Source organism: Candidatus Nitrosopumilus sp. bin_7KS, from assembly GCF_054095835.1.
This window is the reverse complement of record NZ_JBSWSO010000006.1, coordinates 154,264-179,740: the sequence shown is the minus strand read 5'-3', so window position 1 is coordinate 179,740 and position 25,477 is coordinate 154,264. Positions and strand designations below refer to the sequence as shown.

The following is a 25,477-nucleotide window of genomic DNA, read 5'->3' as shown; positions in this document are numbered from 1 at the left end:
TGGTGTGAAATCATCCCTGATAGTTGTATTTCACTAAGGAATATATCATGAAAGGACCATTATACGAATATGTTGGAACAACTAGTTGGGGATTCTCAAGCTTTAGATCGAGCCCTTGCTGGTGAAGAACTATCTTACAAAGATGGTTTAGAATTGATGAATTATGATAATTTACATTTACTTGGAGCAGTTGCAGATCATTCTAGAAAAAAACTAGTTGGTGATACTGTAACATTTGCAGCATCATATTACATGAACTACACCAATGTCTGTGCAGCTAGCTGTCAGATGTGTGCATTTTATAGAAAAGACGGCGCAGATGATGCATACACCTTAACTCCTCAAGAAATTGAAGCAAGAGTTGGAATTGCAAAACAGATGGGTGCTACTGAAGTTCACATTGTTGGAGGGTTTCATCCAAAACTTCCACTAGAATATTATGAAGATATGATGAGGTCAATCAAAAAGAGTCATCCTCAACTTAACATCAAAGCATTAACTGCAGCTGAGATTTATTATTTGTCAAAATTAACAAAAAATTCCACAAAGGAGATTCTATCTCGTCTAAAAGATGCAGGACTTGATTCGATGCCTGGTGGAGGAGCTGAATTGTTTCATCCAGATATTCGAGGAAAAATTGTTAGAGGAAAATGCACGGGCCAACAATGGCTCGATGTAATTGAGGAGGCTCACAATATGGATATCAAAAGTAATGTCACGATGCTTTATGGGCATATTGAAAAACCTGAACACATTGTTGATCATCTCATCAAGGTACGTGAATTACAAAAGAAAACAAATGGATTTCTAACTTTAATTCCTTTGAAATTTAGTTTAGATAATACTGAACTAGAGCAAGAACATTTGGTGAATAATGAATGTTCATCAGTTTATGATTTACGAGTTGTTGCACTCTCTAGACTGATGCTTGCAAATGTTCTAAACAACATCTCCGTTTACTGGGTTGCATATGGCAAAAAGCTTGCTCAAGTTGCATTGTCTAATGGTGGTAATGATTTAGTTGGAACTGCATTTTCTGAGGAAATATACAAATCTGCTGGAAAGGCAACTTCTTCTTCAGTTGAGGAACTTGCAACCATGGTAAAAGAGATTGGACGTACCCCTGCTCAAAGAAATACGCATTTTGGTATTTTGAAAAAATTCTAATTCATCTGTTTTTTAATAGAATCTAATTTTTCTTCCATTTTGACTTGTTTGTCTCGTCTTGAATCTATTTTGATAATTACCTCTACTCGTGCTATGCCTAAATTATGAACTGTTTCCATCATTTGTTTTGTGGCTGTATTTATGACATCCATGTTATCTGATTCTAAAATTGTCCCCATCGCGTTGATTTCGTATCTTAGGTTTTCTATTTTTTGAATTGATTCAATTGCCTTTGCAATGTAAAAACTGGCACTGGTGGTTTTAGTTGCCATTGGATATATGCTGATTTCAGCTTGTAACATATATCAAAAATACTGGTTAACTTCTATTTAATTTTCTGAATATTTTACATTCAAAATCTATTTCTAAAACAGGGTTTTTAGGAATAAAATTGCTATTTGAAAATAATCCAAATAATTTGAAGGGTATCTAATTATCTAATTTTCATAGATTTTTAGTCACAGATACATGTACATCTGGTCGAAATTTATGCCAGAGTCCACCTAGAATCACAGCTATTGATACCCAGAACACACTTACTGCAACTACAGACATTGTTCTAAATCCATTTACCAAGTCCATTGGTGCAGTTATCTCATCTGGATTTGGAGGCATTAATGCAAATACTATGGCTATGAAAATACCATATCCTACAACTGGAATAATTTTTGGTTTTGATTTTATTTTTTTAGATAATTGATAAAATACCACTGCACCAAAACCCGAGATTGCAATAAATGACAAATACAATATTGCTCTTAACACTACAGTTTCACCATCACCGACAGTAGGAGGGTTTGCAGGATATTTTAAAAATGGAATTATATACATTGTTAGCCACATTACTCCTGCAAGAGTAATTGTTTTCTTTAGGTCATTTCCTTGAGGTAATGAATTTCTAGATAATGCATAAACAATTCCAAATAATGCGCCAATAGATGTACCCAAAATAGCACCAGCTAAAACCTGTCCACTTTTTTGCCAATCACGATAAGCGTCATACTCTACCCAGAACTGTGGTGTGTCTTCTTCTTCACCTGATGCAAACAGATTTTGGTTTTCAATTCCGATTGCCTCATCAAGATATGGTTCTACTATTGCAAGATTTGCAATACCATGAATGGTTCCAGCTAGTGCACCTGAAACCAAAACTATTGCTAAGAAAATTATTGTCTTCATCATTCATCACCTAATGACAAGGAAATCCTGAGGCATGTCTCATATCATGTGTTAATTCGTGAATGTAAAGATCTTCATACGCTTGCTCTCCCAATACAATGCTGAAGATATGTCCTTGATCATAACCTACAACAAACATACCGACTGCAAAAATTATTGCAAGTATCACTATTGCAAATATGGGAACTTTAGATTCTGTTATTGTAATTCCTTTTGATTGGGACAATGTGATGCTAGATTTAATTTAATTATTTAAGTTATTGGATGATTCATCCAATTTATATAGATTAGGCATAAAATTATGGCAATGCATCAACAGATCAAGACATTACAAAAAGTTGTAACAAGAAAAGGAAATAGCAAAGCTTTGACATTTAGTATGCCACATGTTTTAAAATCAATTTTGTATCTCACAAATCAAAAATATGTTAGTCGTGCAAGTTTTTGTAAAGAACTTCACATGGGGGAAGGTGCAGTTAGAACATTGATTTTACATCTAAAAGAATTAGGATTGGTGGATTCTATTAAATCTGGAACCTTTCTTACAAATAAAGGAAAAAAATTTGCAGATAAATTTCTCACATTAATGCCGTCACAAACTTTTCTAAAGAAATGCTGTCTGACAAATGGAAAACATAACTGTGCTATTTTGTTAAATAATGAACATATTGATGATATTGGTAATGGGATGCAACAAAGAGATTTTGCGATACTTTATGGTGCTAGTGATTCATTAACTTTGATTTTTAGAGAAGGTGAATTTGTTTTCTCAGGTGATCAAATGGTTTGTTTTGAAGATGAATTGGAAATAAGGGATAATCTAATAGAATCATTAAAGCCTAAAAATGAAGATATTGTAATTATTACTTCATCCGATGACAAGTTTGTAGCAGAAATTTCTGCAATTAATACAGCCATAGGTACATTGGCAACACATGAAAAGCATTAGTTGTTTTAGAACTATATTCTAATTGAATAGAATCATTAGTTTTCTTAAATGGCTGAGTGGTTCTCAATTTTTGTTGGTAAAAAAATCCCAAATTCTGCTTGCAAACAAATATGCTATATCTCAAAAAATTTTAACAGAACTTGCAAATTTTGAATCAAGACACATTTTGTTTGCTACAATGAAATATCCGAAATCCCTCCAAGATATTTCACAAGAAGAAAAAATTCCCCTTAGTTCAGTCTACAAAAGAATCAAATCGTTGAAAGATTGTTCCTTGATACACGAACAAACAGATTTTGCTGAAAATGGACATGTTACCAGATATTATCAGAGTAAAATCAAAGATATTGAAATTAGTATTACAAAATTTGAGCCTAAAATCATGTTTACAAAAAATAAACTTGTTAAAAAATGACTAATCTTACATCATTCAAAACATGTGTTCAGTGCGGAAGGGTTTTCACCATGTATGCAATATCTGAGCAGAAACAATCATGTCCTAAATGTCAGAGAATTTTGAAACTCTGAGAAGATGTGTAGACTAATTTTTTGCAGATAGTTTTCACTAAGCATGTTGGTATATCATTCAATTTTATCAATAGTTCCTATTTTCAAAGCAGGATTTGGGGAATGTCTTTAATTCCTTATTTTTTCTATATTCTGTATGAAGAAGCAATTTTGTGGATATTGTCCTGAGGATACTTGTCTTTTAGATTGTAAAATCTGTAATCCTAAATTGAATAAAAATAGTAAATGTAACTGTTAATTTAGTCTCATTTTAGACATATTTCGTATTTTCAAAGATCTTATCTTAGATGTGTTTTATATTTCTAAATCAGCACAATTGGCAATTGATTCCAGCTTGTATCATGATGTCTCATTTTGGTATTTTTTGCTTAATAATATCTTCTTCAGTTGTTTTTTGTAATCTGTACCGTTACATGTGATTTTCCCAACATTCAAAGATGGGTAATAATGGGTAAATTTGAATTGGAACAAAATAATGATTAAAACAAAATGTGATAGATGCGGTTCTGATTTAGGCACAGAAAGTAAGAAAACAAAACAACGATTTTGTGGAAATTGTAAGAAAAAGTTTGATTTGTATAAATAACTATTTTTTGAATTATTCTGCTGGTTTCTTTTCTTTTCTTGTTACGCTGTCTTTTTTCCTTCTTGCACCGAAACTAATCAAAACCAGTAAGAATCCAACCCCAATTAAAATTCCAGATAACATCTGATAAGCTTGATTTTGATCTTCAGCAATTAGTAGATCGATAACTTCTTCTTCACTCATCCCTGATTGACCTATCGGCTGATCAGTGGATATCACTGTGACAATAATCCCTACGATGATCATTGCCAGTCCACCTGTTAGAATTCTTTTATCTACTAAAACCAATTATGTTTCAATAATTTTTATCATATATTAGGTATTTTCTTATTCTCATTTTTAGCACTAGTTGTAACTAGTAATTTTTTAAATGATGAAAACTGACTTATTCAATTAAACCACTTCGTCTTAATGCTTGCATGTAATGTTGGGTCTGTACTTTGGATTTGTCTGAATACTTGTTTTTTTCCAGCCATTTTTCTAGAGTTTCGTATTTGAATTTCAGAGTTGTTTTTAGCATTGTCTTTCGAGTGATTTGCCAGTTCTCCTCTCTAACTGATTGCACTCTGATTACAGTGGGAATCCACTTGTAAAATTGAAACTTTGACCATTCCAACTCCGATTCTTCCATTTCATTATTTTTGGAATTTAGCATATCGCATCTCTACATTCAGGCATGAGAAATGTAGTTAGAATGAATCCTCCTAGAATTGCAATTCCAAGTGAAATTAACAATCCTGCAAAAAGTGTTTTTTTCTCATCAAGTTTCATTACCATGAATATTTTTTTTGATATTAGTATATCAAGTAAATTCTAACTATTTTGCTAGTGGTAAAATATTCTAAAATCCTTCAGGTGGTCTTTGTACGAATACATTGCACACTAGTGCATCTGTTTTTTCATCCCTATATTGCACATTACATGAAACAAATTTTCCTTTGAGTGCACGTTCTAAATCTTCTTTAGTTTTTTCTTCGTATTGAGGTTGTGCAGGATCGTCAATTTTACTCATTATCACTTTTTCAACTTTGCCGTATTGCTCTTGATTGTCTTTTCTAGTGTGACTAACTAGTAACTCAAAAGCATTGTTTGTGAGAATGTTAAGTACTGCTCCGCCGATTCCATCTCCCATGAATATTATTTTTTTTCGGTTCTATAATTACTTGCTGGCAATACTAATTTCAAAGTCTGGAACAAGCCCTTTCTCTTTTGCCATTTCAAATAATCTTCTAATTGATTCCTCACCTGGGTCGCCCATGTTTACAGTTACTTTATTTACATACATTTTTACAAATTTTTCAATTAGACTTTGTTCTTTGCCCCTGGCATACTGCATTGCATATTTTATTGCATCATCAAAATGTTCTATTCCAAATTCTATAGATGCTTGAAGATACTTGTCAAACTTTACTATTGTATCCATGCCTAGGTCTGTTCTCATAACATTGATTCCTAGAGGTACTGGCAGGCCGTTTGTAGTTTTATCCCACCATTCTCCAACATCTAAAATTTTGACATTTCCTTCTTGTTCATATGATAATTGAGTCTCATGAATTACCAATCCCACATCTACTTTGCCTGACTTTACAGCTTCTGGAATGTCGCTAAAATTCATCTCAACATAATCAAATTTCCCAATCATTAATTGTAATAATAAAAATGCTGATGTCATTTTTCCAGGAATGGCAATTTTACATTTTTTAATTTCATCAATTGTCATCTGTTTTTTAGCAGTAACAATTGGGCCGTAGTTTATTCCAAAACTCCCACCGCTTCTCAAGATTGTATATCCTGGGATAAACGCACATGCATGAACTGAAACTGCAGTTACATCCAATTCCGGGTCTGTTGCTTTACGATTTAATTTCTCAATATCTTCAATAACATGATTTACCTTAAAATCTGGAGATGGGACTTTACCTGTGAACATTCCATAAAACATGAATGCATCATCTGAATCAGGAGTGTGACCTACAGAAATTTCCATAACTGCTTCCTTGATTCTGGTAATAAATACCACAAAGAACAAAAGAAAATTATTCCATTCGTCGCAGCAAAAAGATTCGCGATGTTTCTAACCGTATGATCTACTGATCTTTTAAAAAACTAAGGTTTAATACCTGAATCCAAAGTTTTGCGAATATGGCAAAATTCAAGTCTACTGCAGAGGTAATGAAAATTATCAAGAATAAAGCCAATATTCGTAACTTTGGTGTAATTGCACACGTAGACCATGGAAAGACAACTATGAGTGACAGCCTTTTGGCAAACTCTGGAATTATTGCCCCCTCTGCTGCTGGAAAAGCACTTGCAATGGACTTTGATAAAGAAGAGCAAGAAAGAGGAATTACAATTTACCAAGCAAACGTTACTTTGCTCTTTGCTCAAAAAGGCCAAGAATATGTAATTAACATGATTGATACTCCAGGCCACGTAGACTTTAGTGGAAGGGTAATTCGAAGTCTTAGAGCAATTGATGGTGCAGTAGTAGTTTGTGATGCAGTAGAAGGTATCATGACACAAACAGAAACTGTAACTAGAATGGCCCTTGAAGAAAGAGTAAAACCTGTTTTGTTTATCAACAAAGTAGACCGACTTATCAAAGAACTAAGATTAACTCCCGAAAAAATGCAAGCACAATTAGCAGAAGTAGTTTCAAATTTTAATACTCTAGTTGACACATATGCAGAACCTGAATACAAAGAGAAGTGGAAAGTATCCATTCAAGATGCAAGTGTTACATTTGGTTCTGCCAAAGACAGATGGGCAATTAACACTGATTTAATGAAAGAAAGAGGAATAACATTCAAAGATGTAATTGATGCATATACTGAAGAAAAACTTGATGAACTTATAGAGAAAGCACCACTAGCTGATGCTGTACTTGGAATGGTGGTAAAACATCATCCGGCACCACAGGATGCAATCAAGTATAGAATTCCACAAATTTGGAAAGGTGATTTAGAATCTGATGTTGGTAAAGCATTGCTTGCAGGTAGCGACGACGGTCCAACAATTATGATGGTTGTAAACATGGTGCTAGATCCTGCAGCAGGTCCTGTTGCAATTGGAAGATTGTTTTCAGGTACTATCAAAGACGGTCAAACTTTACACATTATAGATGAGAAAAGGGAAGGCAGAGTTCAATCAGTCAATTTCTTTATGGGTAACCAAAGAGAGCAAGTTGGTGAATTGGGGGCAGGTAACATTCCAGCTTTACTGGGATTAACTGAATGTAGAGCTGGAAATACTCTATCATCAATTAAAGACATTCCGATGTTTGAGGGCGTGAAATATGTTTCAGAACCTGTCGTTCAAATTGCAATCGAACCTAAACATCCTAAAGATTTACCTAAACTCGTAGATATTTTAAGACAACTTACAATTGAGGATCCAAATCTAGTTGTAAAAATTGATGAGGAGTCTGGTGAAACAATTGTTGCAGGAATGGGTGTATTGCATTTGGATGTTGCAGTACACAGAATTCAGGATGCAAAATGTGAGATTATAACATCTGAGCCTTTGATTAACTATAGAGAAACTGTAAAGGGTGGATGTGAGCCAATCATGGCAAAATCGCCAAACAGACACAACAAGATTTTCATGAAAGTAGAGCCATTAGAACCAAAAATTGCTCACATGCTAAGAACTGGTGAAATTTCAGACCTCAAAGACAAGAAAGCAGTTTCTGATTTACTAAAAGAGAATGGATGGGACACTGATACAATCAAGAGGGTTATGAAATTTGATTCGCGTGGTAATGTTTTGATTAACGGAACAAAAGGTGTTCAGTTTGTACAAGAGTCAACTGATTCTATTAATTCAGGATTTGAAGAAGTAATGAAAGAAGGACCTCTCTGTAAAGAACAGATGAGGGATTGCAAATTCATCTTTACTCACTTTGTACCTCACGAGGATACTGCACACAGAGGTTTGTCTCAATTAGGACCTGCATCAAGACGTGCATGTATGGGTGCATTACTCACTGCAGGCACTGCAGTACTGGAGCCAACTTTGGCAATTGAAGTTCGTGTCCCAACTGATTTGGTCGGTAACGTTGCAACTATTCTTTCTGGTAAACGAGGTAAAGTACTTGACATGAGCCAAAAAGGTGCATCAAGTATTGTAATTGGTGAGATTCCAGCTTCTGAAACATTTACACTATCTGAAGCAATGAGAGGCCAAACTGCCGGTCGTGCAACTTGGAATACTTCATTTAAGGCATGGACTGAAGTTCCAAAATCCATGTTGGGTCCAGCAGTAGCTGACATTAGAAAGAGAAAGGGATTAGCACCAGAACCACCAGGTGTTAACGAATTTATCGATAAAGCATAATTCTATACATCTTTTTTAAAATCGTATTTAGAATATCTTTTTTCCTTAAATTTTGAATCAAAATGTTTGTTCATTTGAACAAACAAAATTGTTATGGCTAAATCTTCAATGCTCACTCATTATACACCACTGAGTGACATTCATTACCACTCATTACCAATGTATATATACCAGATATTGTATAATGCTGACATGAGTACACAACCTCAAACTAGCGATGCATTTGCAATGTACAAGCAAAATGTTCAGAAATACTTTGAAAATATTTCAAAAATTACACCACAATATTTTCAATCTGCAACAGAATTGCAAAACGAATGTATGAAAACTTGTCAAAAAACAATTAATGCTACAGTCTCAATCCAACAAGAATTTGCAAAAAAATCCGGAATGAACACTGAAATTCCAGACTCTGCAAAAACTGCAATCGTTGATACAAATAAGCAACTTGTTCAAGCAAGCACAGTCAACAACCAATTGGTAAAAACTACCATGGATGCAACTGTTCAAAATTTCAAAACATTTAACGACAACGTTAATGCCTTTGCTGAATTAAACAAAAACATTATCCAAACTTGGATAACTCCTTTCACACAAACAAAATAGTGTGATTGCTTTTTCTTTTTTTATTTAACTTGATTAGAATGATTCATGAAATTTGATGATCACTCATCAAATCCATGGTGTGTTAGGTATTTTGTATTTTAAAATTTGTATTTAACCCCGATGGACAATTTATCAGTGGATATGTCACTAATCTCAAAAATTCCGAAGACCTTATTTCTAATGACGCTAAACTGATTGTGAGCAAACATGGTGAAGAATTATTGGGAAAAAAAGTTCAAAAAGGAACTTGTTGAGGAAGAAGACAAATTAATTCAAGAGGTAAATGACGCAGTTAGAAAAAAGCTTGCCAAGGCAGAAGAATCTGAGCCAGAATCTTAATCTTCGTATACATACAATCCATTACTTATTGTTATTTTTAATCTTGACTATTTACAGACTCTATTCATTGGCTAGTCGTATTTACTTTTGTACCGATAATGATTAATAGATGAACTATTTAATATAGGTCGACCTAGTTAAAATGAGTCAATCTGAGAGCACCCCAAAAAAATATGAGCGTGAAAGAATTCTTTTAGAGGCTATCAAAAATAATCCAGATTTACATCATAATGCATTACTGAAAACACTTGTTCCAGAATTTATGGCAAAAACAACCTTTGAGAAAACACGTAATTCATTAATTGAAAAAGAAATAATTTTCGTTCAAATTAAAGGAAATATGAAATATTATTGTCCATCTGAAGACTATGAAATTAATCTTCAACACAGAATAGAACGAAATACAAACAATTCATTTCATGATTTAAAATTGGAAGTTAAAAGATTGAATTCTGATTACCCTCATAAAGACATTGATGAAAAGACACTTCTTGCTAATTCTATATTGAGAAATCTTATACGTACAGATACCGGTTTTACAATTCTTGATTCTTCTAAAAATCCAAAAAAGACACTATATCGAGATGAGCATTTGGAAATACAACAATTAATTCATCGTGTTTTTGAGATAATTCAAAATGATAAGCATTTTGATATTATTTTCCCTACGATTGTAAGTAATTTAGAATTTTTCATACCTCAAGCATCTTGGGATAAAGATCTTATCTAGTTATTTATTCAGGGACATTCTATCATGATCAAATGGGTTTACTGTATACAAAATTTTACATGGATTTTGATGAAGATGAATGGAAGCAAATTTCAAATGATCCTATAATTTTTGAATCTATAAAAAAAGATGTAAGTTTGGAAATTGAAGATACTTCTCATAAATCATACAAACTTCTTTTTAAGAATGGTGGAAAAATTCACATGTTTCGTGTTACTGGAAAGTTTCGCTTAACTTGGGACGATGAGGATTTACTAAATTCTATAAAATAATATTGGTGGATGCCTGATTAATTTTATGTCTTTAGAAGATCAAATAAGAGTAATTTTAGATGATTTTGAACAGGCAAAATCTGAATCGATCATTGATGTTTTAAATCAAATAAAGCCTCATTTCAAAAGTGAATTAATTTTAGAATATTTACAAGGCAAAATCCAAAAAATCCAAGATTCTAGCGATGAACATGATAAAAAGAAACAATGCAGTGCACTATTGCCTTATTTTGATTGGTATTTGCAAGGATTGTAGGATTAAGAATAATAATTAATTTTATCTAATGCAGTTTTGATTGTTTTAAGATCTTTTCTACCTTGGATCATGTCTCCAATTAATTTTACAAAATATTCATTTCCTGTATCCTCAGCTTTGTGAATGTCTGATTGGTAGCATGATAGAGCTTTTTCTAAAAATTGTTTTTCTTCTTCTAACTCTTTTAAAATTTGTAAATCTGAAAGACTTGCATGAATTTTTTCAACAACTTCATTGATTTTGGGAACTGTTTTTCTAGCTTGCTGGTTTAAAATTGAACCAAATGTCGCACCTGACTCTTTTAATTCTGGACTCTCGTTGAGTGTTTTTAATCTATTTTTATAATGATTTAATGATTTGAGAATTATCTTATAGCCACCTTCATCTTTAAGATATATTCCGCCCAACCAAATTTTATCAGTCATTTATTCATGAGATTTACATGTATTATTTAATTTAGTTCTCTATTTCGTCGTACAATTTTTTTTAATTATAAATTTGAAATTATTCTATTAGTTCTTAGAATTTTTTACTGGAATTAAGCTTCTGAATGTTCTTTGAGGGCAGGTTCATTTTTGTTAATCAAATACAACAAAATTCCCGCTAACCCTACTCCCATACCACTAATGCCTACAAATGTGCCTGTATTTTTTAATAATCTTAATCCTGGGTCTGTTTGCCCTAATTCAATTGAATAAAATGATATCAATCCAAATACAAACATGGCAATGCCAATAATTGTAATAATTAATGGCATTTTCATACTGACGGTAATTTTTTCTGATTAATAAACAACAACAAAATGTGTGTTCTGATGAACAGAGTAAACCCTTTTAATTAAATTTTAATTCTATATTGTATGAATTTTAGGTTTTTTGTTTTAGGATTAATGGTTTTATTCATAATTCCAATAGTATCTGATACATATGCTCAAACAACATATGATGTGAATATTCCTACAGGTGCTGCAAGTCCAGACGCGCCATATTTTTGGCAGAGTGAAAAAGATGGTTCTACAAATGGTGACGTTGCAATTTCTCCTGGTGATACCATACTGTGGAAAAATGCTGACACTGCAGCACATACAGTAACTTCTGGTAATGTGGAGACTGGCCCAGATGATCTTTTTGATAGTAGTTTGTTTGGACCTGGTAAAACGTTCTCACATACATTTACTGAAACTGGGAACTTTGATTATTATTGTTTACTTCATCCTTGGATGGATGGAACAATAATGGTGACTGTAGGATACTCTATAATTCCTAATGTTGGAAAACAAGCAGGGGATGGTTCTACCTACTTTGATGTAGAATATGATTTTAATCGATTACTTGATAAGCCCACAATTGACACTGAGCAAAAATCCATAACTTTTGAAATTATTGGTCAGCCACAATCTGAAAACAAAGATTTGGAACTGAGATTACCTTCAGAATTAATTGATGGTAATTTTGTAATTTGGATTGATGGGGAAAAACTATCTGATTTTGATCAAGTTAGAGATGGTGATTTCAATGTTGTATTACTTTCAGTTGAACATGACTCTAAATTATTGACCATCATGGGCACCTCTGTTGTTCCAGAATTTGGAACGATGGGAATTATGATACTTTTATTTTCAATAATATCCGTGATTATTCTGAGCCAAAACTCTAGAATTCAAATAAAATTCTAAATATTGTATAAAAATCAGGCTTGAAATGGTATATTGTGAAAATATTTAGGAACTAATTGTTCTTTATCATCTAAAATTTATTTACGTGTTAATTTTTTTGATAAAGTTATTTTTACTAGATTCAATAGCCAATTAATCAAAAGTAAGATGACTCAATTAGAACAGATATCTCTTAATCAAACCATATCTAAAGTGGATGAATTAATTGATACTGGGAACGGTGATACTGGAAGATTATATCACATTCTTGAATTTTTGAAAAATAATAAACCTCTGTATCATTCAGACAAAATTTACCTTGAAAATAAATTGCACTCTTCATTTTCTGTAGAAGAAGAAATAGTTGAAGATAATGTTCTATTGCCTAAAATCCTAGAACTAATTGACACTGGAATCGGGGATGCTGGAAGATTACAATACATCTATGATACACTATCTGACAACAAACAGCTTTATCATTCAGATGCCGATTATTTGGAATCAAAATTACATCTTACAATAAAGGAGACAATTCCTGTTGAAACTCCAAAAAAACTAATTACTGAAACTCAAAAAATTACAAAAGAAATAATAGAATCAAAATCTTCACAAAAAACAAAAGGTGTGTTGCCAAAAGGATGGTCTATGGACACCGTTTCTGAGAATATAGAAAACATAACAAAAAATATTGAAGAAGAACAACAAAAAATTAAAACACAAGAAAAAATAACTGATGAAATTAATCAACAACGCAATAATTTATCCAAATTAATATCCCATAGAAAAGAATATGATCAAAAAATATCTCAAGAAAAATCTTCACTTGAATTTCAAATTAAAGAAGAACGGATGCGGATTGAAACTCAGACAAAGATATCTAATGAAATAATTGCTCAAAAAGATGAACTTGAAAAAGTGAAAAAAGAAAGATCTCTAATAATTGACAAAATTGCTTTAGAAAAAAATAGAATTTCAAAAGAATTGTTATCCCAAAAAAGACAATTAGTTCAAGCACAATTAGAACAAGAAAAAATAGAGAAACAGGTAACACGTGAGCAAGAATTACTGGCAAAAATGGCCAATGAACAAAAGGCTAGATTGCTAGAGCAGGCACAAATTGCCCGTGAAATTAAATCAAAACAAACTGAACTGGATAAAACAAAACAGGATTATGATGATATTGTATCTCAAGTAAATGAGGAGAAAGTGAAATTTGCAGAGTCTGAAAAACTCAAGAAATTGATCAAATCTCAAGAACAGGATTTAATCAAAGCAAAAGAGGAGCGACTAAATTTAATCAACACTATTGCTGCAGAAAAAGAAATAATCTCTAAAAAAACTAATGATGAAAAATTGAAATTAAAATCTCAGACTGAATTAACTAAACAACTCAAAAAAGAGGAAAAAGCATATGATTTGCTAAAAAAGAAACGTGAAAAAATTGAATCCCAAATCAAAACTAAGAATCAAAAACTCAAAGAAAAACAACAAAAATTAAAAAAACAAATTAAGGAAAAAAATAAAAAACTAAAGTCTGTTTTAAAAAAACCTGTGAATAGAAAAAATAGTAAAAAATAATTATTTGATTTTTATTGTAATTTCTTCTCCGTTGCCTATGGGGGATGTTATTGTTCTTAGTCTGGGATTTGTTTTTAGGTAATTTGAAAATTTTTTCATTTCTGCCCTATATTTTTCCGGATATAGCATATTGTCTGTGACAATATGCCGTTTGTAGATACCATTGGAAAAATTAAGTCAAAATACTGAATAATATTTTCCTTGTCTGCATCAATTAAGACAAAATCAAAGAATTTTTGATATTTTTTCTGAGAATTTAATTCTGATAATATTTTTATTGCAAATCCTTCTTTAATTGAAATTCTATCTGATAATTCTGATTTTTTAAAATTCTCTTTTGCTCTTTTAATTTTGTTTGGATTTTGCTCTATTGTGATTATTTTCCCTAAATTATCTGAAATAGCCTCTGCACACCAAATTGTTGAATATCCTGTGGATGTGCCTATTTCAAGCATATTTTTTACATTATTTAGGCGTAAAATCATGTTTAGCATTTCACCTGTCTCTTTAGTGATTGCAAGCATTCTATCTTCTGCTATGACGTCTACTTTTCTTGATTTTTCTAGATTTGATTGTGTTTCTAATTCATTAAGAACAATTTGTATGGATTCCTTCATCTGATCGGGATGGTTTTCAATAAATTTAACTTTGTCTTTGATTGTTTTTATAAAAAAATTTGATGGCTTATATTTACCAAATCTTTTTTTCTAAATTAGAAATGGCAACTAAAAAAGTTGATTTACTTGATGTAGTTCAAAAAATTCTTAATTTAGATACTAAGATGAGATTTGCAGCAATTATTGATCCTAAAGGAAATATTCGTGAGGCAATCATGAAAACAGGAAAAACTAATTTAAAAAATCAAAAGGAAGAAGAGCATTTCTGTAAACAGGTTGCTCAAAGACGTACTATGAGAAAAGAATTTGATAGGTCTCTCGGTAAAGTAAGATATGTTCATGTAGAGAGGGAAAAAGTGTCTCAAATGGTAATTTACACAAAACGAAACATTGTTTATTTTACAATGGAGCCTGAAATGCCAATTAGTACTAAAATTAGGTTAATTACAAAAATTAAAAAAATAACTGCCAGTCTTTAGACTTTTTTAACAACGATAGTTGTTAGATGTTATGACACTTCGTAAATATTTTGGTGACTCTAAAATGTTCGAATATGATAAATTTTATCGTGAATGTCAACAGGAGAATAGGCCGTTTATCAAGGCAAAAGTCAATCCAATTCATGGGCATTACCTTGTACAATTAGATTTGATGACATGTAATTATGAATTATCTATTAAAACACAAGAAAAAATTTCTAAATTGATTCAAGACGAAATTGAATATGTAGAAACAAACTTGGACTATGCATTTGAAGGGTTTAGTGTAGATAAAGAATTGGCATGGTTTGATGGTGTATCCTCAGAACATCTTGATGTTTTTTGCAATTCTCTATATGATTTATCCCTAAAATAAGACTAGAATCTAATTAAATTTTTCAAAATTTTATCAATAACTTGAATTTCTTGCTTTCGTTCCTTTATCGTGGATAAATTCCACTCTTTTGCAAATTCTGATTCTTTGTCCATCTTTTCTAAAATTTCGATATATTTTATCAGATGTATTTTGTAGTCATGAAGCATGTCTAGATACTTGTTGTGATTTTTCTCAGTTGGTGTAACCATCCCACTCCTCCTCTTTGGTATCTGGAAACATGTCTCTAATCCTTTTCATATCTTTCTCCATTGCTTCTATTCTATTTGCTAAATGACTTTTAATTGCTGGTTCTCCTTCATGATCTTTTTCTTTTTGAATATCTGAAATCACTTTGTTTAGAGATTTGTAATATGATATGTGGTTCTTTTTAGATTCTTCTGATGTATCTTCTTCTTTTACATCCATTGTATTTTATAATGTGATTGAAAATAAGTACTTGATGGTACTTTGATTTTTGTAATCCCGATACGCTTAAGTTAATAATTCATACCTAAAGTTTATGGATCTTAATGAAATACTAACAAGAGAAAGGGATTCTCTAAGAGATGAAAATGTAGAATTGAGAAAAAAAGTAAAAGAACTTGAATTAAAAATACAGGAATTAGAGAATAGAATATGAAAAATGTGTTAATTGATCAAAATTGCAAGTGGCTAGTAAATGAAGATGCTAAAAAATATCTAGAAAATTACGATAAAATATTTGTAGTTGGGGTTGATTTGAAACAAAGAGATTATGATGAGACGTTGGCAACATTTTGCAAAGATAATGATTGTGAGTTACTTACGGCTGACAATCGTGCGTATATTCATTTTTTTAGTGAGAAAAAAATTAAAAATATCCAACTTTCTGAATTCATTTATGAAGACAAGGCAGACAGGCCAATTTACCTTGTCAAGATAGTGGACTAGTTTACATTATTTGTATCAATATGTGATATTCTCAAATTTGCAAGAACTTCATTAAGGAAATCTCCTTCTGGTTGATGTGTTATGCTCTTCATTATTGATTCCCAACAATCATTTATTTTTCTTAATATTTGTGAATACATTTTATCTTTTTTAAATGCTGGATAATATGATAATAATTTCATTATTCCATCAGTTGATTGAACAATGTGTATTTGATGAATAATTGATCTTAGTCTTTCATGATAAGAGAAATTTTCTTCTTTTACAGTGATTTCAAAATTACTAATTTCCTCAAATATCATATCAACTTCTTTATGCAGATTTTTTAGTTGATTGTTTACAGATTCTGAGAGATTTATCAATTCATATTCAATGTGGGAGCGACTGTGAACTTTTTTATCAATTTCTCCTGCTTCCACTAGGGCACTAATTTCCCTGTAAACTATTTTTTCATTACCTACTTTTTTTATTACTCTTTTTGCAAGATCTGTACCTCTAATTTTTCCATTCTCATTTAATATTCTGATAATTTCTGTTTTAATTATTTCTGAATTTTTATCCATTTTTTTCTCCTAAAATTTATTTTTGATATTTTTCAATCACTGCTTTTTCCCCCATCTCGCTAATCTCTGTTACTAATTTTTCTAATATTTCAATTCCTATCTTAATGGGTTCTTTTTCTAAATTTTTGTATTCCAATTTTTGTTTGAGTACCATTCTTTCATTATTTACAAAGCTCAATAATGGCACATTTTCTCCCATATTCAAATTTATGAAAAAATCAATATACTCTTCAGTTGATTTGATTGCCATGTTTTTTATCCTCTAGTCTAGTATTTGTTTGAATTTGTTCATACTAGGTTTATTTACAATTTTGATCTATCTTGAATATGGATAGTTGTGATAGACGTGTTCGTGCTTACAAAAACGGCAAAACCTTTGATCAGTGCAGAGATATGGCAGAATCTATGAATCCTGACTTTAAAAAAATTATTGAAAACCATGGCAAGGTCCTCTGGACTGAGATTTTAGAAAAAGTTGATCATGATGAAATTACTTACAAACTTACCTTGAAATTCCTACGTAGGGATGGATATGATATTGGGAATCATAAAATTCCAGAAGTGAAAAAATTCTAATCTAGATTAATTTTACAACTGCCATCTGTATTTCTTAACTTCTTTGCCATGATAAATGGGGTTACTAGTAAGATTGGAATTGATATTGCAATGAAAAATGTTTGTAGTTGGGTTAAAGCAATTGACAATGCAATACCGCTTGCAGTTCCAATAAATATTGACAAAAATGATCCTGCGCAAGTTGGACATGCGATAAATAATCCGGCTATTGCACCTATACTGCTTGCTCCCCTACCTTTTCTTGAAATTGTATATGCGTTAACTGCAATTACTGTGTTTAATCCGACCAAATATGACACAATAATTTGTAATACTAGATTAATTGGTATTACGTTTAATCCTACATGTTCTGTAAGGTATATGATAACTTGTGGCATGTATCCTGGTTCGTCACAACATGGTGCAATGAATCCTGATGGTATGGTGGCACCATAATGATATGAAAAGTTAACTTCTGGTTGATACACTAGTGTTCCTGAAACCAGTGAAAAAAATATTCCATATCCGATAAATGTCGTAGTAAATATTTTTCGAGATTTTGTATTCCATGTGGCAAATGCAATAATTGATAAAAGATCCTTTCCTTTGTTTTCTACTTTTTCTCTTTGATATCTGTATATTCCAAATGCAATGGCTCCAAATGATACTATTAGAATAATATAAAATGCATAAGCAATTCTTTGTATGGTGTCCATGGAACTGGGAGTAAATAATTCTGGATCTTGATATCTGCTATACATGAAAAATAAAATTCCAATAGTTACAAATCCTAAAATGATTAGTTTTTTTCCTTGAGTTGTACATTTTTTCTCTTCAACTTCCATATGTCAAATTTTTTAGATATTACATTAAATTCTATCCTAATTCCGGTTTGGTGATAAGCGTAGATTTTTGGGATTTGTTTTGTTGATAGTTTGATTAATTGAGAGTTTTAGCTTAGTTTAGGCACAAAAATGTAGATAATTGCAATTATTTCCAATCTGCCAAAAATCATCAAAAACCCTAAAACAATTTTTGTTGCAGGATCTGTATCAAAATGAATTACTCCTGCAGATAATCCTCCTGTGGTGATTACTCCTACTGATTCAAAAAATGCATCTTGGAATGGAACGTTCTCAATTGCTGCAAGATGTAATCCTGTTATTGATGCAATTATAGGAAATAATGCTAGAATGATAAGTGTGGATATGACTTCTTTTTTTGCTTGAGGTGCAAGTTCTGCACGTTTTACTTTACTGAGCATTGCTCTAACATCTCTGAGATGGAAAATTCTAAATATTTTCAAACCTCCTGCAGTGGAGAATCCGCATCCGCCAATTACCATCAAAATTATCAAAACTGCATGTGCTCCTCCACTCAAACCTGCAAGACTATCAATTTGCAATCCTGCAGTTGTACTGGCTGATACAGAATAAAATGCACTCTGCATTGGATCTAAACCACTAATTCCAATAAACAAAACAGTTGCACTACCTAAAATTGCAAAGTATGTTAAAACTTCTTTTCCAAGTTTTGGGGATAGGAATTTTTTTCTTACAAATGCATAGTGGAAAGTAAATGGTAATGCTCCTAGTATCATTGCCCCCATCAAAATGATATGTTCTTGCCAAACCAACCCTTCAAGAATTGTCGATGTAGGTGTAAATCCTCCTGTAGATAGAGTACTCATAGCCAGTGAGAAATTATCAATGATGTTTCCTTCCCCAAATACATACAGTAGAGATGCAACTATTACAATGTAAATCGAAAAGATGACTGTGATGGTTAAGAATAATTCTTTCATGTGCAATGTTCTTCCTGAAATAAAACCCCTCATTGATTGTAATTTGGATTCGGGATAAAATGCAGTAATCACTAGGTAAATGAAACTCATTCCTCCTACCAGTTGGGTATAGCTTCGAAAGAATGTGAAACTTTGAGTGAGTTTTTCTGGTTCATCAAATAATGATATTCCCCCAGTTGTAAATCCTGCAGCACTAGAAAAGAATGCATTGCTAAATTTCTCAATATCTGTTTCATCACTTGGAAGGACGTACAGATACGGCACTGTTCCAAACAATGATAGCAAAAATAGGCTTGAAAACACCAAAATTGATGCTTGCTGTAAGTTTAGACTTGATTTTTCACCATAAGAGTTGAGGAAAAATCCTGTAACTAGTAAAAGCACAGTAGTCAGGTAAATTCCTGTAGCAGTAGTAGTATCTTCTAATATTGTTGCAACAATGGCCGGAACCAAAAGTAGCACCCCTGCAAACTGTAATACAAAACCAAGATTTCCTAAAATGGCTTTTACTGGTGGACTCAATAATCGAGGTGCAGTAGCTGTTGCATCTCTAATGACATTTGCGATAACTGATTGAAAAATCATTCCAATTACTTGATTTTTCTTTGATAAAACTGGAAGTTTTCTGATGTTGTTATCTCTCATTTTATGTAATGCATCTTGTAAAGTTGCTTTTTCATTAATTGTAATTAGAGGCGTACTCATGATGTCTTTCAATTTTGTAGATTCTGCGTAAACTGTAACGTCACTAACTTTACTTAGAATGTCTTCATCTGTAACAATCCCTACTGGGAAATTATTTTTATCTGTAACAACAATGTCATCTGTTTCATAATGACGTAACATTCTGGCCGCTTCACTGGTTTGCGTCTCTAGTCCAAGAGTCAGTACATCTTTGTCCATGTAATCTGTAACGTACTTGCTAAGAACATATGAGACAGCACGTTCTGGATTAGTTGACATTAAGCTACCTTAGTTGGGGATTTTAAATAATTTGGGGTTACGCGTGAGAAGTGATCGTTGAAAAATAATTAACTAATTCGTGATTTTGATCTCATTTTTTTGCTATCTTTATAAGCACTGAACAGGATGTTTATTCGTATTACTATGGAAATTGATCAAGCACAAGAGCCTGATTATGACTCTGTAAAAATTGATTATGTTGGATTCGTTGATCCATATGCCGTAGAAGGTATGGTTGTTCTAAAAGCTGATAATGGAAAAGAATTCCATATGAGGGCATTTTCTGGCGAGGTTGCAAAACACATCTCAAGTTTTGGAGAAACTGAAGGAGAGGCTGCACCATCCATTTACAAGATGATTGAAGAAATTTGTGAACAAAATGAATTGGTTCTAGTCAAAGTCAAAATTTATGAAAGCGGTGATGTATTACGTGCCAATCTGTACTTTACAGGTAAGAAAGACCTTGTATTGAGAAACTATCGTGCTTCAGACGCAATGGCGTTAGGTGCATTTTATAATATTCCAATTCTTGTAAGAAAGAATCTGCTTAAAGAAAGCATGGAAGCAGAATAAAATTAATTTTAATTAGTATAGTTTTTCTTCTAGTGTATAATTGAGATATTATGAATGAACAAGAGCAACTTATGGATAATTTGCTTAATGTTGATCTTGAGATAATTGATGTGGTTAGAGAACTACATCAAGGTAATTGGGATTCAGAATCTATGAAACAACAAGTTGGAGATTTGCTGAAAATTAGAGATGAAATGGTACAACAACTAATGTCTATGAAAGGTGATGATCATTCTTGTGATTGTGGCCATGATCATACACATGAATAATTAACTTAATTCTTCAAAGAAATTATCTGGAAATTTTTTCTTAATTTTTGCTATTTCTAATTCATAGGTTTGAATTTTCAATTCTATTTCATCTCTTTCTTTATCTTTGAGATTTTCTTTGTCTTTTTTTAGCTTGTTGATTTGACTAGTTAATGTCTTGTACATTATTGAAAATTCAGGAAAATTCTCAGGTAATTCCTCCCCCATAGCTAGATTAAATATACATCCCACTAATACGGATTATGAAAATTCTTTTGTTATCTTTACTTTTTATTATGTCTGGAATGGGTATAGCATTTGCTGATACTGTAGCTACACAAAACGCATCTGAAAATAAAATCCATTTTGTAAATGAGCAAATTATGATCGTGGCTGACGTTTCAAACAATCAAGACACTCCACAAAATTTTGCATATATCACACAAGTGCGAGATGGTAATGATGTTGTAATTTCATTATCTTGGCTGACTGGTTCTTTATCTCCTGGACAGTCATTTTCCCCTGCACAATCTTGGATTCCTATTGAACCAGGAACATATCACATTCAGGTGTATGTTTGGGAGAGTATTGACAAGCCTTCGGCATTATCTCCTCCACTATCTATGATGGTAAATGTAAATGAACGTCAAATCTAATTAAATAAAAAGCGCTTCATAATTCGGCAATTCTCATCATCTATCAGTTATAGCTTAGAAGGTTGATTAATCATCAGCATTTTTCCTCATATTGTCTTGAATATATTATCATTCAATCTAAAAATCAGAAGCTTTTTCACATGATGGGATTTCATTATGATGTATGGCAAATCTTGAAAAAATCTACCAAAGTGTTGCAGAACAAGTGATTCAACGCTGTCATGGGGCAATCAAGATTACTAAACATGGTAAGATAATTGAAGTCTATGACACAAGACGACATATTTGGAGTGATGGACTAGCCGGTCTTATAATTAAAGAAGAATCAAAGAATGCAAATCTTCGCGATTGGGAAGTTGCAAGGTGTATTAGACCTCGTATAATTTCTATGCTTCTTGAAGACAAGAAAGGATTATTATCGACACGGTTAGCTCCTGACAGTGCTGAAAATCAAACTAGAAAAAGATTATCCAAGAAAAAATTTACTGTTAAAAAACCAACAACCAAGAAGAAACCAATTAGAAGGAAATCTAATCAGTAGACTACTTTTCTGATCAAATGTGGCTCTTTTAGCATGATTGAGTCATCTTTGGTAGCTGACAAATCTACTTCTTTGAGATTATGATTTGTAATTACAATTAATGCCTCACATCTAGAACACAGTATTGTCTTTCCATTTGAGCGACCTTCCCTGACGAGGTCTTTTTCCAATCTGTCTTCTTTTTGGCATGTGGGGCATAGCCTTGGCTCTTTTAGAATTGTGATTATTTCCTTGATGAAAATGGACCTGCCCATGTATTTGATTTGAAAATACCCCTAAAGAATTGTATTGTTAATTGGTATCAGCATTCCATTTTGAATGTCAAACCGCTTTAATCATTCAAAATTAGAACGAATGGTATTCAGTATATTTCCAATCTAACCAATTAACACTATTTTATCTGGGTCGTTGAAAATATATTTTTGTAAATCTAGACTATTTTTCGCAGTAAGTCATTTACTGCTTTGGAATAACTATATGTTGAATTTTGTTTATGTATTGTTTTAGCCTGAAATTGTCTAATTTTCTTATCTAAACTATCCTCAATCATTATTGTTACTCGTCTTCCCATATCATCATTTACCCTTCATTGTATTAATACCAGGAATGCAATTTCCCCTAGTGCTAATCATATGTCTTGTAAGTGGCTGATCATATTGCTATGTAAACCTGATTATAATTTACAATAATGCTTTATATTTTATGTAATATTTCATACTAAATGTTAAATAGTTATTTGTCCTATACAATATGATGTCGTTAGTTGTAAAATCTGGCGATTAGACCGCGCTGCCCCGCAGAACGAAAAAGGCAATCAGGCGTTTAGACGTTTGACCACGAGAGGAAATCTCTCAATGTTCTGCAGTTAGGGGTTTGCGCCTTTTTGTTTTCTTTAGAAAACATATTGAATTATTAGAAAAATAAAAAAATTATGGTGAGAATGCTTTTCCACTGACACTATTGTCCCATGCATCCACCATTGGATTTTGTCTTCTTTCAAGTTCTTCCAAGTAGCCGTTTATTTCTCCTGCAGGGATGTAAAATGTTGCAGATACAATATCTCCAACACTTGCATCACAGTTTGAAACAACAACTGATCTTCCAAGACTTGATTCACCCACACAACCATAATCTGTTACAGCGATAACTGACACTTCTTCAGTAACTAATTCTGGAAGAATGTTCCAGGGGGCTATCGTGAAAACTAGTATCACTGAAGTAGCCACAGCCACAATAACTAGAAACTTTAGTTGTGGTGTTTTTGTGTTTTTTGTTTGTTGCATTTCTATTCAATACTATTAACACATTATGATATATAACCTAGGGCTAACATTTGAACTAGTGCTAACAATATGAAGTACTAGTATAATTTTGAGATGGTGTAGACTGAATGTTGTGTTCTACATTATTTTCAAAGTTTGTATTTTCATAAAAAATTAATAAAATATATTGAATTTATTTTAAAAATAAATTAAAATCACACTTTACAATTACAGCCTTTTTGTTTTAGAATTTGGATTTGCTTTGTTGGCATGTCTAGATATACATCCTGTTTTGATTTACCTGTTGCATTTTTTACATCTAATGGACTTTGGTGATTATATCCTCTACTTTTCATTTCATTAACTTGATCATTATGTCTAAGATACAATGCCTTTAATTTTCCAATCCATCTGATGGTTTCAGGATGTTTTGAATACCCTTTCTTGTTTTGGGTGATGACAACCCACATCGCATGTAGCTCACGATGCTCACCTAGAAGATGGTTTCTACATAATTTTTCAACAGGAATATCCCAAACCCTCATTTGGCTTTCCTAGATCTTGGTTTTGTTCTTAAAACAGCTTTACAACACATACATCTGGCATTCTCAGATAACACAAAAATTCCGCAAAATGTGCATCTTTTTTGTCCTATTTCATACCTGATTCTGTTTGGGGCTGGTGCTGCCTTGTATCGTTCACAAATATTGTTACATGTCCTACCCAATTATTTCACCCACAATTCCCCTGATTACTAATTCAACTAACATACTGAAAATGTTGATTTGAGTTATTTAAGACGCCTACATTTTCAAATCTAGTGCCAAAATTTACCTCGTTGATTTTATTTGAGATGATGATTTTTTAATTAACACTTCTAATAATTTTTGGTAATTCTTCTAAATTGACTTCTGAAATTACTCTTGCATCAAACTTTGGAATTTTCTCTGATTGTAGTGCATACCCGCCAATTAGAATTGGGATTTTACATTCATCATTTATTTTTCGTACTAATCTTTGACCAGCTAAGATATTATCTGGCAATGTAATTGAGACAAATACCATATTGGGTTTATTGTTTTCAATAAAGCTAATGATGGATTCTGTTGGCAATGATGTTCTCATATTGTATACTTTGAATCCTTTTATTGAAAGATATGTTTCTAAGACATCGCATCCCAAATGGTGTTCCTCACCAACTGGAACACATATGAGAATTTTTTTCTTATTTGCTATACTTAAAATGCTATCCATAATTATTTTAACTAATGTTTGTGCAATGTTGCTTGCTACATGTTCTGTTGCGATGCTAATTTTATTACTTGCCCAATCTTCCCCAACGTCATACATGACTTGTTTTAAAATTTTATCAAAAAAATCTGCTTGATTAAAAATTCTTGTATAGTCTTGATATATTTTTACACAATCTTCTATGTTACCTTCTGTTAATTTCTTGTATAGTTGTTGTTTTGATTTTTTTGTTGATTCTTCTCTTTTTTTAATATCTTTTGGATTGTAAGATGCTAGTACTGAAAGGATTTTGGGATTATCTCTATATTCAATTGGAATGTCATCTTTTATGACTTCTGATGCTTTACCTAAATATTTCACAATCTCTTGTTTGGATGTACTTTTTTTTGAATCCCATACACTTTTGACTAGGTATAGATATTGATCAGATTTTACTTTTTTTGCTCTGATATAGACCACACATATTTTTTTAAAAAATAC

General features: G+C 32.0%; 42 protein-coding genes. 19 read left to right on the top strand and 23 right to left on the bottom strand.

What is annotated here, in order from left to right; genetic code table 11:
* Positions 1-69 precede the first annotated feature (69 nt).
* Positions 70-1,167, top strand: a complete 1,098-nt coding sequence (locus ACW9W4_RS07375) for a CofH family radical SAM protein (protein ID WP_457761826.1) — start codon at positions 70-72, stop codon at positions 1,165-1,167.
* On the opposite strand, the gene ACW9W4_RS07370 is transcribed toward ACW9W4_RS07375, so the two are convergent.
* From ACW9W4_RS07370 to ACW9W4_RS07360, 3 genes are all read right to left on the bottom strand, one after another.
* Positions 1,164-1,469, bottom strand: a complete 306-nt coding sequence (locus ACW9W4_RS07370; protein WP_457761825.1) for an MTH1187 family thiamine-binding protein — start codon at positions 1,467-1,469, stop codon at positions 1,164-1,166. The genes ACW9W4_RS07375 and ACW9W4_RS07370 overlap by 4 nt on opposite strands.
* A gap of 142 nt (positions 1,470-1,611) precedes the next feature.
* Positions 1,612-2,346 (bottom strand): CbtA family protein, encoded by a 735-nt coding sequence (locus tag ACW9W4_RS07365; protein WP_457761824.1) that lies wholly within the window; start codon positions 2,344-2,346, stop codon positions 1,612-1,614.
* A 10-nt stretch (positions 2,347-2,356) separates the two neighbouring features.
* Positions 2,357-2,572 carry a CbtB domain-containing protein gene (locus ACW9W4_RS07360; RefSeq protein ID WP_457761823.1) on the bottom strand — a complete coding sequence of 72 codons (216 nt, stop codon included), beginning with the start codon at positions 2,570-2,572 and terminating at the stop codon, positions 2,357-2,359.
* An 81-nt stretch (positions 2,573-2,653) separates the two neighbouring features.
* Between ACW9W4_RS07360 and ACW9W4_RS07355 the strand changes: the two genes are divergently transcribed.
* Both ACW9W4_RS07355 and ACW9W4_RS07350 read left to right on the top strand, forming a co-directional pair.
* Positions 2,654-3,295 (top strand): DUF4443 domain-containing protein, encoded by a 642-nt coding sequence (locus ACW9W4_RS07355; protein ID WP_457761822.1) that lies wholly within the window; start codon positions 2,654-2,656, stop codon positions 3,293-3,295.
* Positions 3,296-3,368: 73 nt separating this feature from the next.
* Positions 3,369-3,710, top strand: coding sequence for a hypothetical protein (locus tag ACW9W4_RS07350; RefSeq protein WP_457761821.1), 342 nt, complete (start codon positions 3,369-3,371; stop codon positions 3,708-3,710).
* 711 nt (positions 3,711-4,421) lie between these two features.
* Here the strand turns inward: ACW9W4_RS07350 and ACW9W4_RS07345 are convergent.
* The 5 genes from ACW9W4_RS07345 to ACW9W4_RS07325 all read right to left on the bottom strand — a co-directional run bounded on the left by ACW9W4_RS07345 (position 4,422) and on the right by ACW9W4_RS07325 (position 6,396).
* Positions 4,422-4,697, bottom strand: coding sequence for a hypothetical protein (locus ACW9W4_RS07345; protein WP_457761820.1), 276 nt, complete (start codon positions 4,695-4,697; stop codon positions 4,422-4,424).
* A 97-nt stretch (positions 4,698-4,794) separates the two neighbouring features.
* Complete coding sequence (locus ACW9W4_RS07340) at positions 4,795-5,064, bottom strand: hypothetical protein (RefSeq protein ID WP_457761819.1); 270 nt, start codon at positions 5,062-5,064, stop codon at positions 4,795-4,797.
* Positions 5,058-5,186 (bottom strand): hypothetical protein, encoded by a 129-nt coding sequence (locus tag ACW9W4_RS07335; protein WP_457761818.1) that lies wholly within the window; start codon positions 5,184-5,186, stop codon positions 5,058-5,060. Before ACW9W4_RS07335 ends, ACW9W4_RS07340 begins: the two co-directional genes overlap by 7 nt.
* A gap of 64 nt (positions 5,187-5,250) precedes the next feature.
* Positions 5,251-5,541, bottom strand: coding sequence for a hypothetical protein (locus tag ACW9W4_RS07330; protein WP_457761817.1), 291 nt, complete (start codon positions 5,539-5,541; stop codon positions 5,251-5,253).
* A 27-nt stretch (positions 5,542-5,568) separates the two neighbouring features.
* Positions 5,569-6,396, bottom strand: coding sequence for an MqnA/MqnD/SBP family protein (locus ACW9W4_RS07325; RefSeq protein WP_457761816.1), 828 nt, complete (start codon positions 6,394-6,396; stop codon positions 5,569-5,571).
* 155 nt (positions 6,397-6,551) lie between these two features.
* Between ACW9W4_RS07325 and ACW9W4_RS07320 the strand changes: the two genes are divergently transcribed.
* The 6 genes from ACW9W4_RS07320 (at position 6,552) to ACW9W4_RS07295 (ending at position 10,947) form a co-directional block, all read left to right on the top strand.
* Entirely contained in the window at positions 6,552-8,744 is a 2,193-nt protein-coding gene (locus tag ACW9W4_RS07320) for an elongation factor EF-2 (RefSeq protein WP_457761815.1), read from the top strand.
* Between the two features lie 192 nt (positions 8,745-8,936).
* The gene (locus ACW9W4_RS07315) at positions 8,937-9,350 is read left to right on the top strand and encodes a hypothetical protein (RefSeq protein ID WP_457761814.1); all 414 of its coding nucleotides are present in this window, start codon (positions 8,937-8,939) and stop codon (positions 9,348-9,350) included.
* Positions 9,351-9,557: 207 nt separating this feature from the next.
* Positions 9,558-9,689, top strand: coding sequence for a hypothetical protein (locus tag ACW9W4_RS07310; protein ID WP_457761813.1), 132 nt, complete (start codon positions 9,558-9,560; stop codon positions 9,687-9,689).
* A gap of 142 nt (positions 9,690-9,831) precedes the next feature.
* Positions 9,832-10,419 carry a hypothetical protein gene (locus ACW9W4_RS07305; protein WP_457761812.1) on the top strand — a complete coding sequence of 196 codons (588 nt, stop codon included), beginning with the start codon at positions 9,832-9,834 and terminating at the stop codon, positions 10,417-10,419.
* A 32-nt stretch (positions 10,420-10,451) separates the two neighbouring features.
* On the top strand, positions 10,452-10,691 hold the full coding sequence (locus ACW9W4_RS07300) for a hypothetical protein (RefSeq protein WP_457761811.1): 240 nt from the start codon (positions 10,452-10,454) through the stop codon (positions 10,689-10,691).
* A gap of 25 nt (positions 10,692-10,716) precedes the next feature.
* The gene (locus ACW9W4_RS07295) at positions 10,717-10,947 is read left to right on the top strand and encodes a hypothetical protein (RefSeq protein WP_457761810.1); all 231 of its coding nucleotides are present in this window, start codon (positions 10,717-10,719) and stop codon (positions 10,945-10,947) included.
* Positions 10,948-10,949: 2 nt separating this feature from the next.
* Here ACW9W4_RS07295 and ACW9W4_RS07290 read toward each other — a convergent pair whose 3' ends face one another.
* Both ACW9W4_RS07290 and ACW9W4_RS07285 read right to left on the bottom strand, forming a co-directional pair.
* Positions 10,950-11,372 carry a hypothetical protein gene (locus tag ACW9W4_RS07290; RefSeq protein WP_457761809.1) on the bottom strand — a complete coding sequence of 141 codons (423 nt, stop codon included), beginning with the start codon at positions 11,370-11,372 and terminating at the stop codon, positions 10,950-10,952.
* A gap of 113 nt (positions 11,373-11,485) precedes the next feature.
* Positions 11,486-11,710 carry a hypothetical protein gene (locus tag ACW9W4_RS07285; RefSeq protein ID WP_457761808.1) on the bottom strand — a complete coding sequence of 75 codons (225 nt, stop codon included), beginning with the start codon at positions 11,708-11,710 and terminating at the stop codon, positions 11,486-11,488.
* 96 nt (positions 11,711-11,806) lie between these two features.
* Here ACW9W4_RS07285 and ACW9W4_RS07280 point away from each other — a divergent pair, with 96 nt between their 5' ends.
* Complete coding sequence (locus ACW9W4_RS07280; protein WP_457761807.1) at positions 11,807-12,622, top strand: plastocyanin/azurin family copper-binding protein; 816 nt, start codon at positions 11,807-11,809, stop codon at positions 12,620-12,622.
* A gap of 147 nt (positions 12,623-12,769) precedes the next feature.
* Complete coding sequence (locus tag ACW9W4_RS07275) at positions 12,770-14,179, top strand: hypothetical protein (RefSeq protein WP_457761806.1); 1,410 nt, start codon at positions 12,770-12,772, stop codon at positions 14,177-14,179.
* Between the two features lie 95 nt (positions 14,180-14,274).
* Here ACW9W4_RS07275 and ACW9W4_RS07270 read toward each other — a convergent pair whose 3' ends face one another.
* Positions 14,275-14,796, bottom strand: a complete 522-nt coding sequence (locus tag ACW9W4_RS07270; protein ID WP_457761805.1) for an O-methyltransferase — start codon at positions 14,794-14,796, stop codon at positions 14,275-14,277.
* A 101-nt stretch (positions 14,797-14,897) separates the two neighbouring features.
* Between ACW9W4_RS07270 and ACW9W4_RS07265 the strand changes: the two genes are divergently transcribed.
* On the top strand, positions 14,898-15,275 hold the full coding sequence (locus ACW9W4_RS07265; protein ID WP_457761804.1) for a DUF6659 family protein: 378 nt from the start codon (positions 14,898-14,900) through the stop codon (positions 15,273-15,275).
* 31 nt (positions 15,276-15,306) lie between these two features.
* Positions 15,307-15,651, top strand: coding sequence for a hypothetical protein (locus tag ACW9W4_RS07260; protein WP_457761803.1), 345 nt, complete (start codon positions 15,307-15,309; stop codon positions 15,649-15,651).
* Between the two features lie 2 nt (positions 15,652-15,653).
* On the opposite strand, the gene ACW9W4_RS07255 is transcribed toward ACW9W4_RS07260, so the two are convergent.
* Together ACW9W4_RS07255 and ACW9W4_RS07250 are read right to left on the bottom strand one after the other, a co-directional pair.
* Complete coding sequence (locus ACW9W4_RS07255) at positions 15,654-15,860, bottom strand: hypothetical protein (protein ID WP_457761802.1); 207 nt, start codon at positions 15,858-15,860, stop codon at positions 15,654-15,656.
* Positions 15,844-16,077: a hypothetical protein gene (locus ACW9W4_RS07250; protein ID WP_457761801.1), complete on the bottom strand. Its 234-nt coding sequence runs from the start codon at positions 16,075-16,077 to the stop codon at positions 15,844-15,846. Before ACW9W4_RS07250 ends, ACW9W4_RS07255 begins: the two co-directional genes overlap by 17 nt.
* A gap of 210 nt (positions 16,078-16,287) precedes the next feature.
* Between ACW9W4_RS07250 and ACW9W4_RS07245 the strand changes: the two genes are divergently transcribed.
* Complete coding sequence (locus ACW9W4_RS07245; RefSeq protein WP_457761800.1) at positions 16,288-16,581, top strand: hypothetical protein; 294 nt, start codon at positions 16,288-16,290, stop codon at positions 16,579-16,581.
* On the opposite strand, the gene ACW9W4_RS07240 is transcribed toward ACW9W4_RS07245, so the two are convergent.
* Positions 16,578-17,144 (bottom strand): hypothetical protein, encoded by a 567-nt coding sequence (locus tag ACW9W4_RS07240; protein WP_457761799.1) that lies wholly within the window; start codon positions 17,142-17,144, stop codon positions 16,578-16,580. The two genes, ACW9W4_RS07245 and ACW9W4_RS07240, sit on opposite strands and share 4 nt — an antisense overlap.
* Positions 17,145-17,160: 16 nt before the next feature.
* Positions 17,161-17,394 carry a hypothetical protein gene (locus ACW9W4_RS07235; protein ID WP_457761798.1) on the bottom strand — a complete coding sequence of 78 codons (234 nt, stop codon included), beginning with the start codon at positions 17,392-17,394 and terminating at the stop codon, positions 17,161-17,163.
* Positions 17,395-17,471: 77 nt separating this feature from the next.
* On the opposite strand from ACW9W4_RS07235, the gene ACW9W4_RS07230 reads away from it, so the two are divergent.
* A complete protein-coding gene (locus tag ACW9W4_RS07230) occupies positions 17,472-17,720 on the top strand; it encodes a hypothetical protein (protein WP_457761797.1) in 249 nt (82 codons plus the stop codon).
* On the opposite strand, the gene ACW9W4_RS07225 is transcribed toward ACW9W4_RS07230, so the two are convergent.
* Complete coding sequence (locus ACW9W4_RS07225) at positions 17,717-18,544, bottom strand: hypothetical protein (RefSeq protein WP_457761796.1); 828 nt, start codon at positions 18,542-18,544, stop codon at positions 17,717-17,719. The two genes, ACW9W4_RS07230 and ACW9W4_RS07225, sit on opposite strands and share 4 nt — an antisense overlap.
* Positions 18,545-18,651: 107 nt before the next feature.
* Positions 18,652-20,466 carry a CBS domain-containing protein gene (locus tag ACW9W4_RS07220; protein ID WP_457761795.1) on the bottom strand — a complete coding sequence of 605 codons (1,815 nt, stop codon included), beginning with the start codon at positions 20,464-20,466 and terminating at the stop codon, positions 18,652-18,654.
* A 144-nt stretch (positions 20,467-20,610) separates the two neighbouring features.
* On the opposite strand from ACW9W4_RS07220, the gene ACW9W4_RS07215 reads away from it, so the two are divergent.
* Together ACW9W4_RS07215 and ACW9W4_RS07210 are read left to right on the top strand one after the other, a co-directional pair.
* Positions 20,611-21,039 carry a bifunctional nuclease family protein gene (locus ACW9W4_RS07215; protein WP_457761794.1) on the top strand — a complete coding sequence of 143 codons (429 nt, stop codon included), beginning with the start codon at positions 20,611-20,613 and terminating at the stop codon, positions 21,037-21,039.
* A 50-nt stretch (positions 21,040-21,089) separates the two neighbouring features.
* Positions 21,090-21,308: a hypothetical protein gene (locus ACW9W4_RS07210; RefSeq protein WP_457761793.1), complete on the top strand. Its 219-nt coding sequence runs from the start codon at positions 21,090-21,092 to the stop codon at positions 21,306-21,308.
* Here ACW9W4_RS07210 and ACW9W4_RS07205 read toward each other — a convergent pair whose 3' ends face one another.
* Complete coding sequence (locus tag ACW9W4_RS07205; protein ID WP_457761792.1) at positions 21,309-21,539, bottom strand: hypothetical protein; 231 nt, start codon at positions 21,537-21,539, stop codon at positions 21,309-21,311. It lies immediately after the preceding gene.
* A 44-nt stretch (positions 21,540-21,583) separates the two neighbouring features.
* Between ACW9W4_RS07205 and ACW9W4_RS07200 the strand changes: the two genes are divergently transcribed.
* Together ACW9W4_RS07200 and ACW9W4_RS07195 are read left to right on the top strand one after the other, a co-directional pair.
* Positions 21,584-21,943, top strand: a complete 360-nt coding sequence (locus ACW9W4_RS07200; RefSeq protein ID WP_457762072.1) for a hypothetical protein — start codon at positions 21,584-21,586, stop codon at positions 21,941-21,943.
* 163 nt (positions 21,944-22,106) lie between these two features.
* On the top strand, positions 22,107-22,484 hold the full coding sequence (locus tag ACW9W4_RS07195) for a hypothetical protein (protein ID WP_457761791.1): 378 nt from the start codon (positions 22,107-22,109) through the stop codon (positions 22,482-22,484).
* Here ACW9W4_RS07195 and ACW9W4_RS07190 read toward each other — a convergent pair.
* From ACW9W4_RS07190 to ACW9W4_RS07170, 5 genes are all read right to left on the bottom strand, one after another.
* On the bottom strand, positions 22,478-22,738 hold the full coding sequence (locus ACW9W4_RS07190; RefSeq protein ID WP_457761790.1) for a hypothetical protein: 261 nt from the start codon (positions 22,736-22,738) through the stop codon (positions 22,478-22,480). The genes ACW9W4_RS07195 and ACW9W4_RS07190 overlap by 7 nt on opposite strands.
* Positions 22,739-22,914: 176 nt before the next feature.
* Positions 22,915-23,055, bottom strand: a complete 141-nt coding sequence (locus ACW9W4_RS07185; protein ID WP_457761789.1) for a hypothetical protein — start codon at positions 23,053-23,055, stop codon at positions 22,915-22,917.
* Positions 23,056-23,413: 358 nt separating this feature from the next.
* Positions 23,414-23,767 (bottom strand): hypothetical protein, encoded by a 354-nt coding sequence (locus tag ACW9W4_RS07180; RefSeq protein WP_457761788.1) that lies wholly within the window; start codon positions 23,765-23,767, stop codon positions 23,414-23,416.
* Between the two features lie 194 nt (positions 23,768-23,961).
* Complete coding sequence (locus ACW9W4_RS07175; protein ID WP_457761787.1) at positions 23,962-24,291, bottom strand: pyrimidine dimer DNA glycosylase/endonuclease V; 330 nt, start codon at positions 24,289-24,291, stop codon at positions 23,962-23,964.
* Positions 24,292-24,610: 319 nt separating this feature from the next.
* Complete coding sequence (locus ACW9W4_RS07170) at positions 24,611-25,456, bottom strand: cobalamin B12-binding domain-containing protein (RefSeq protein WP_457761786.1); 846 nt, start codon at positions 25,454-25,456, stop codon at positions 24,611-24,613.
* Positions 25,457-25,477 lie beyond the last annotated feature (21 nt).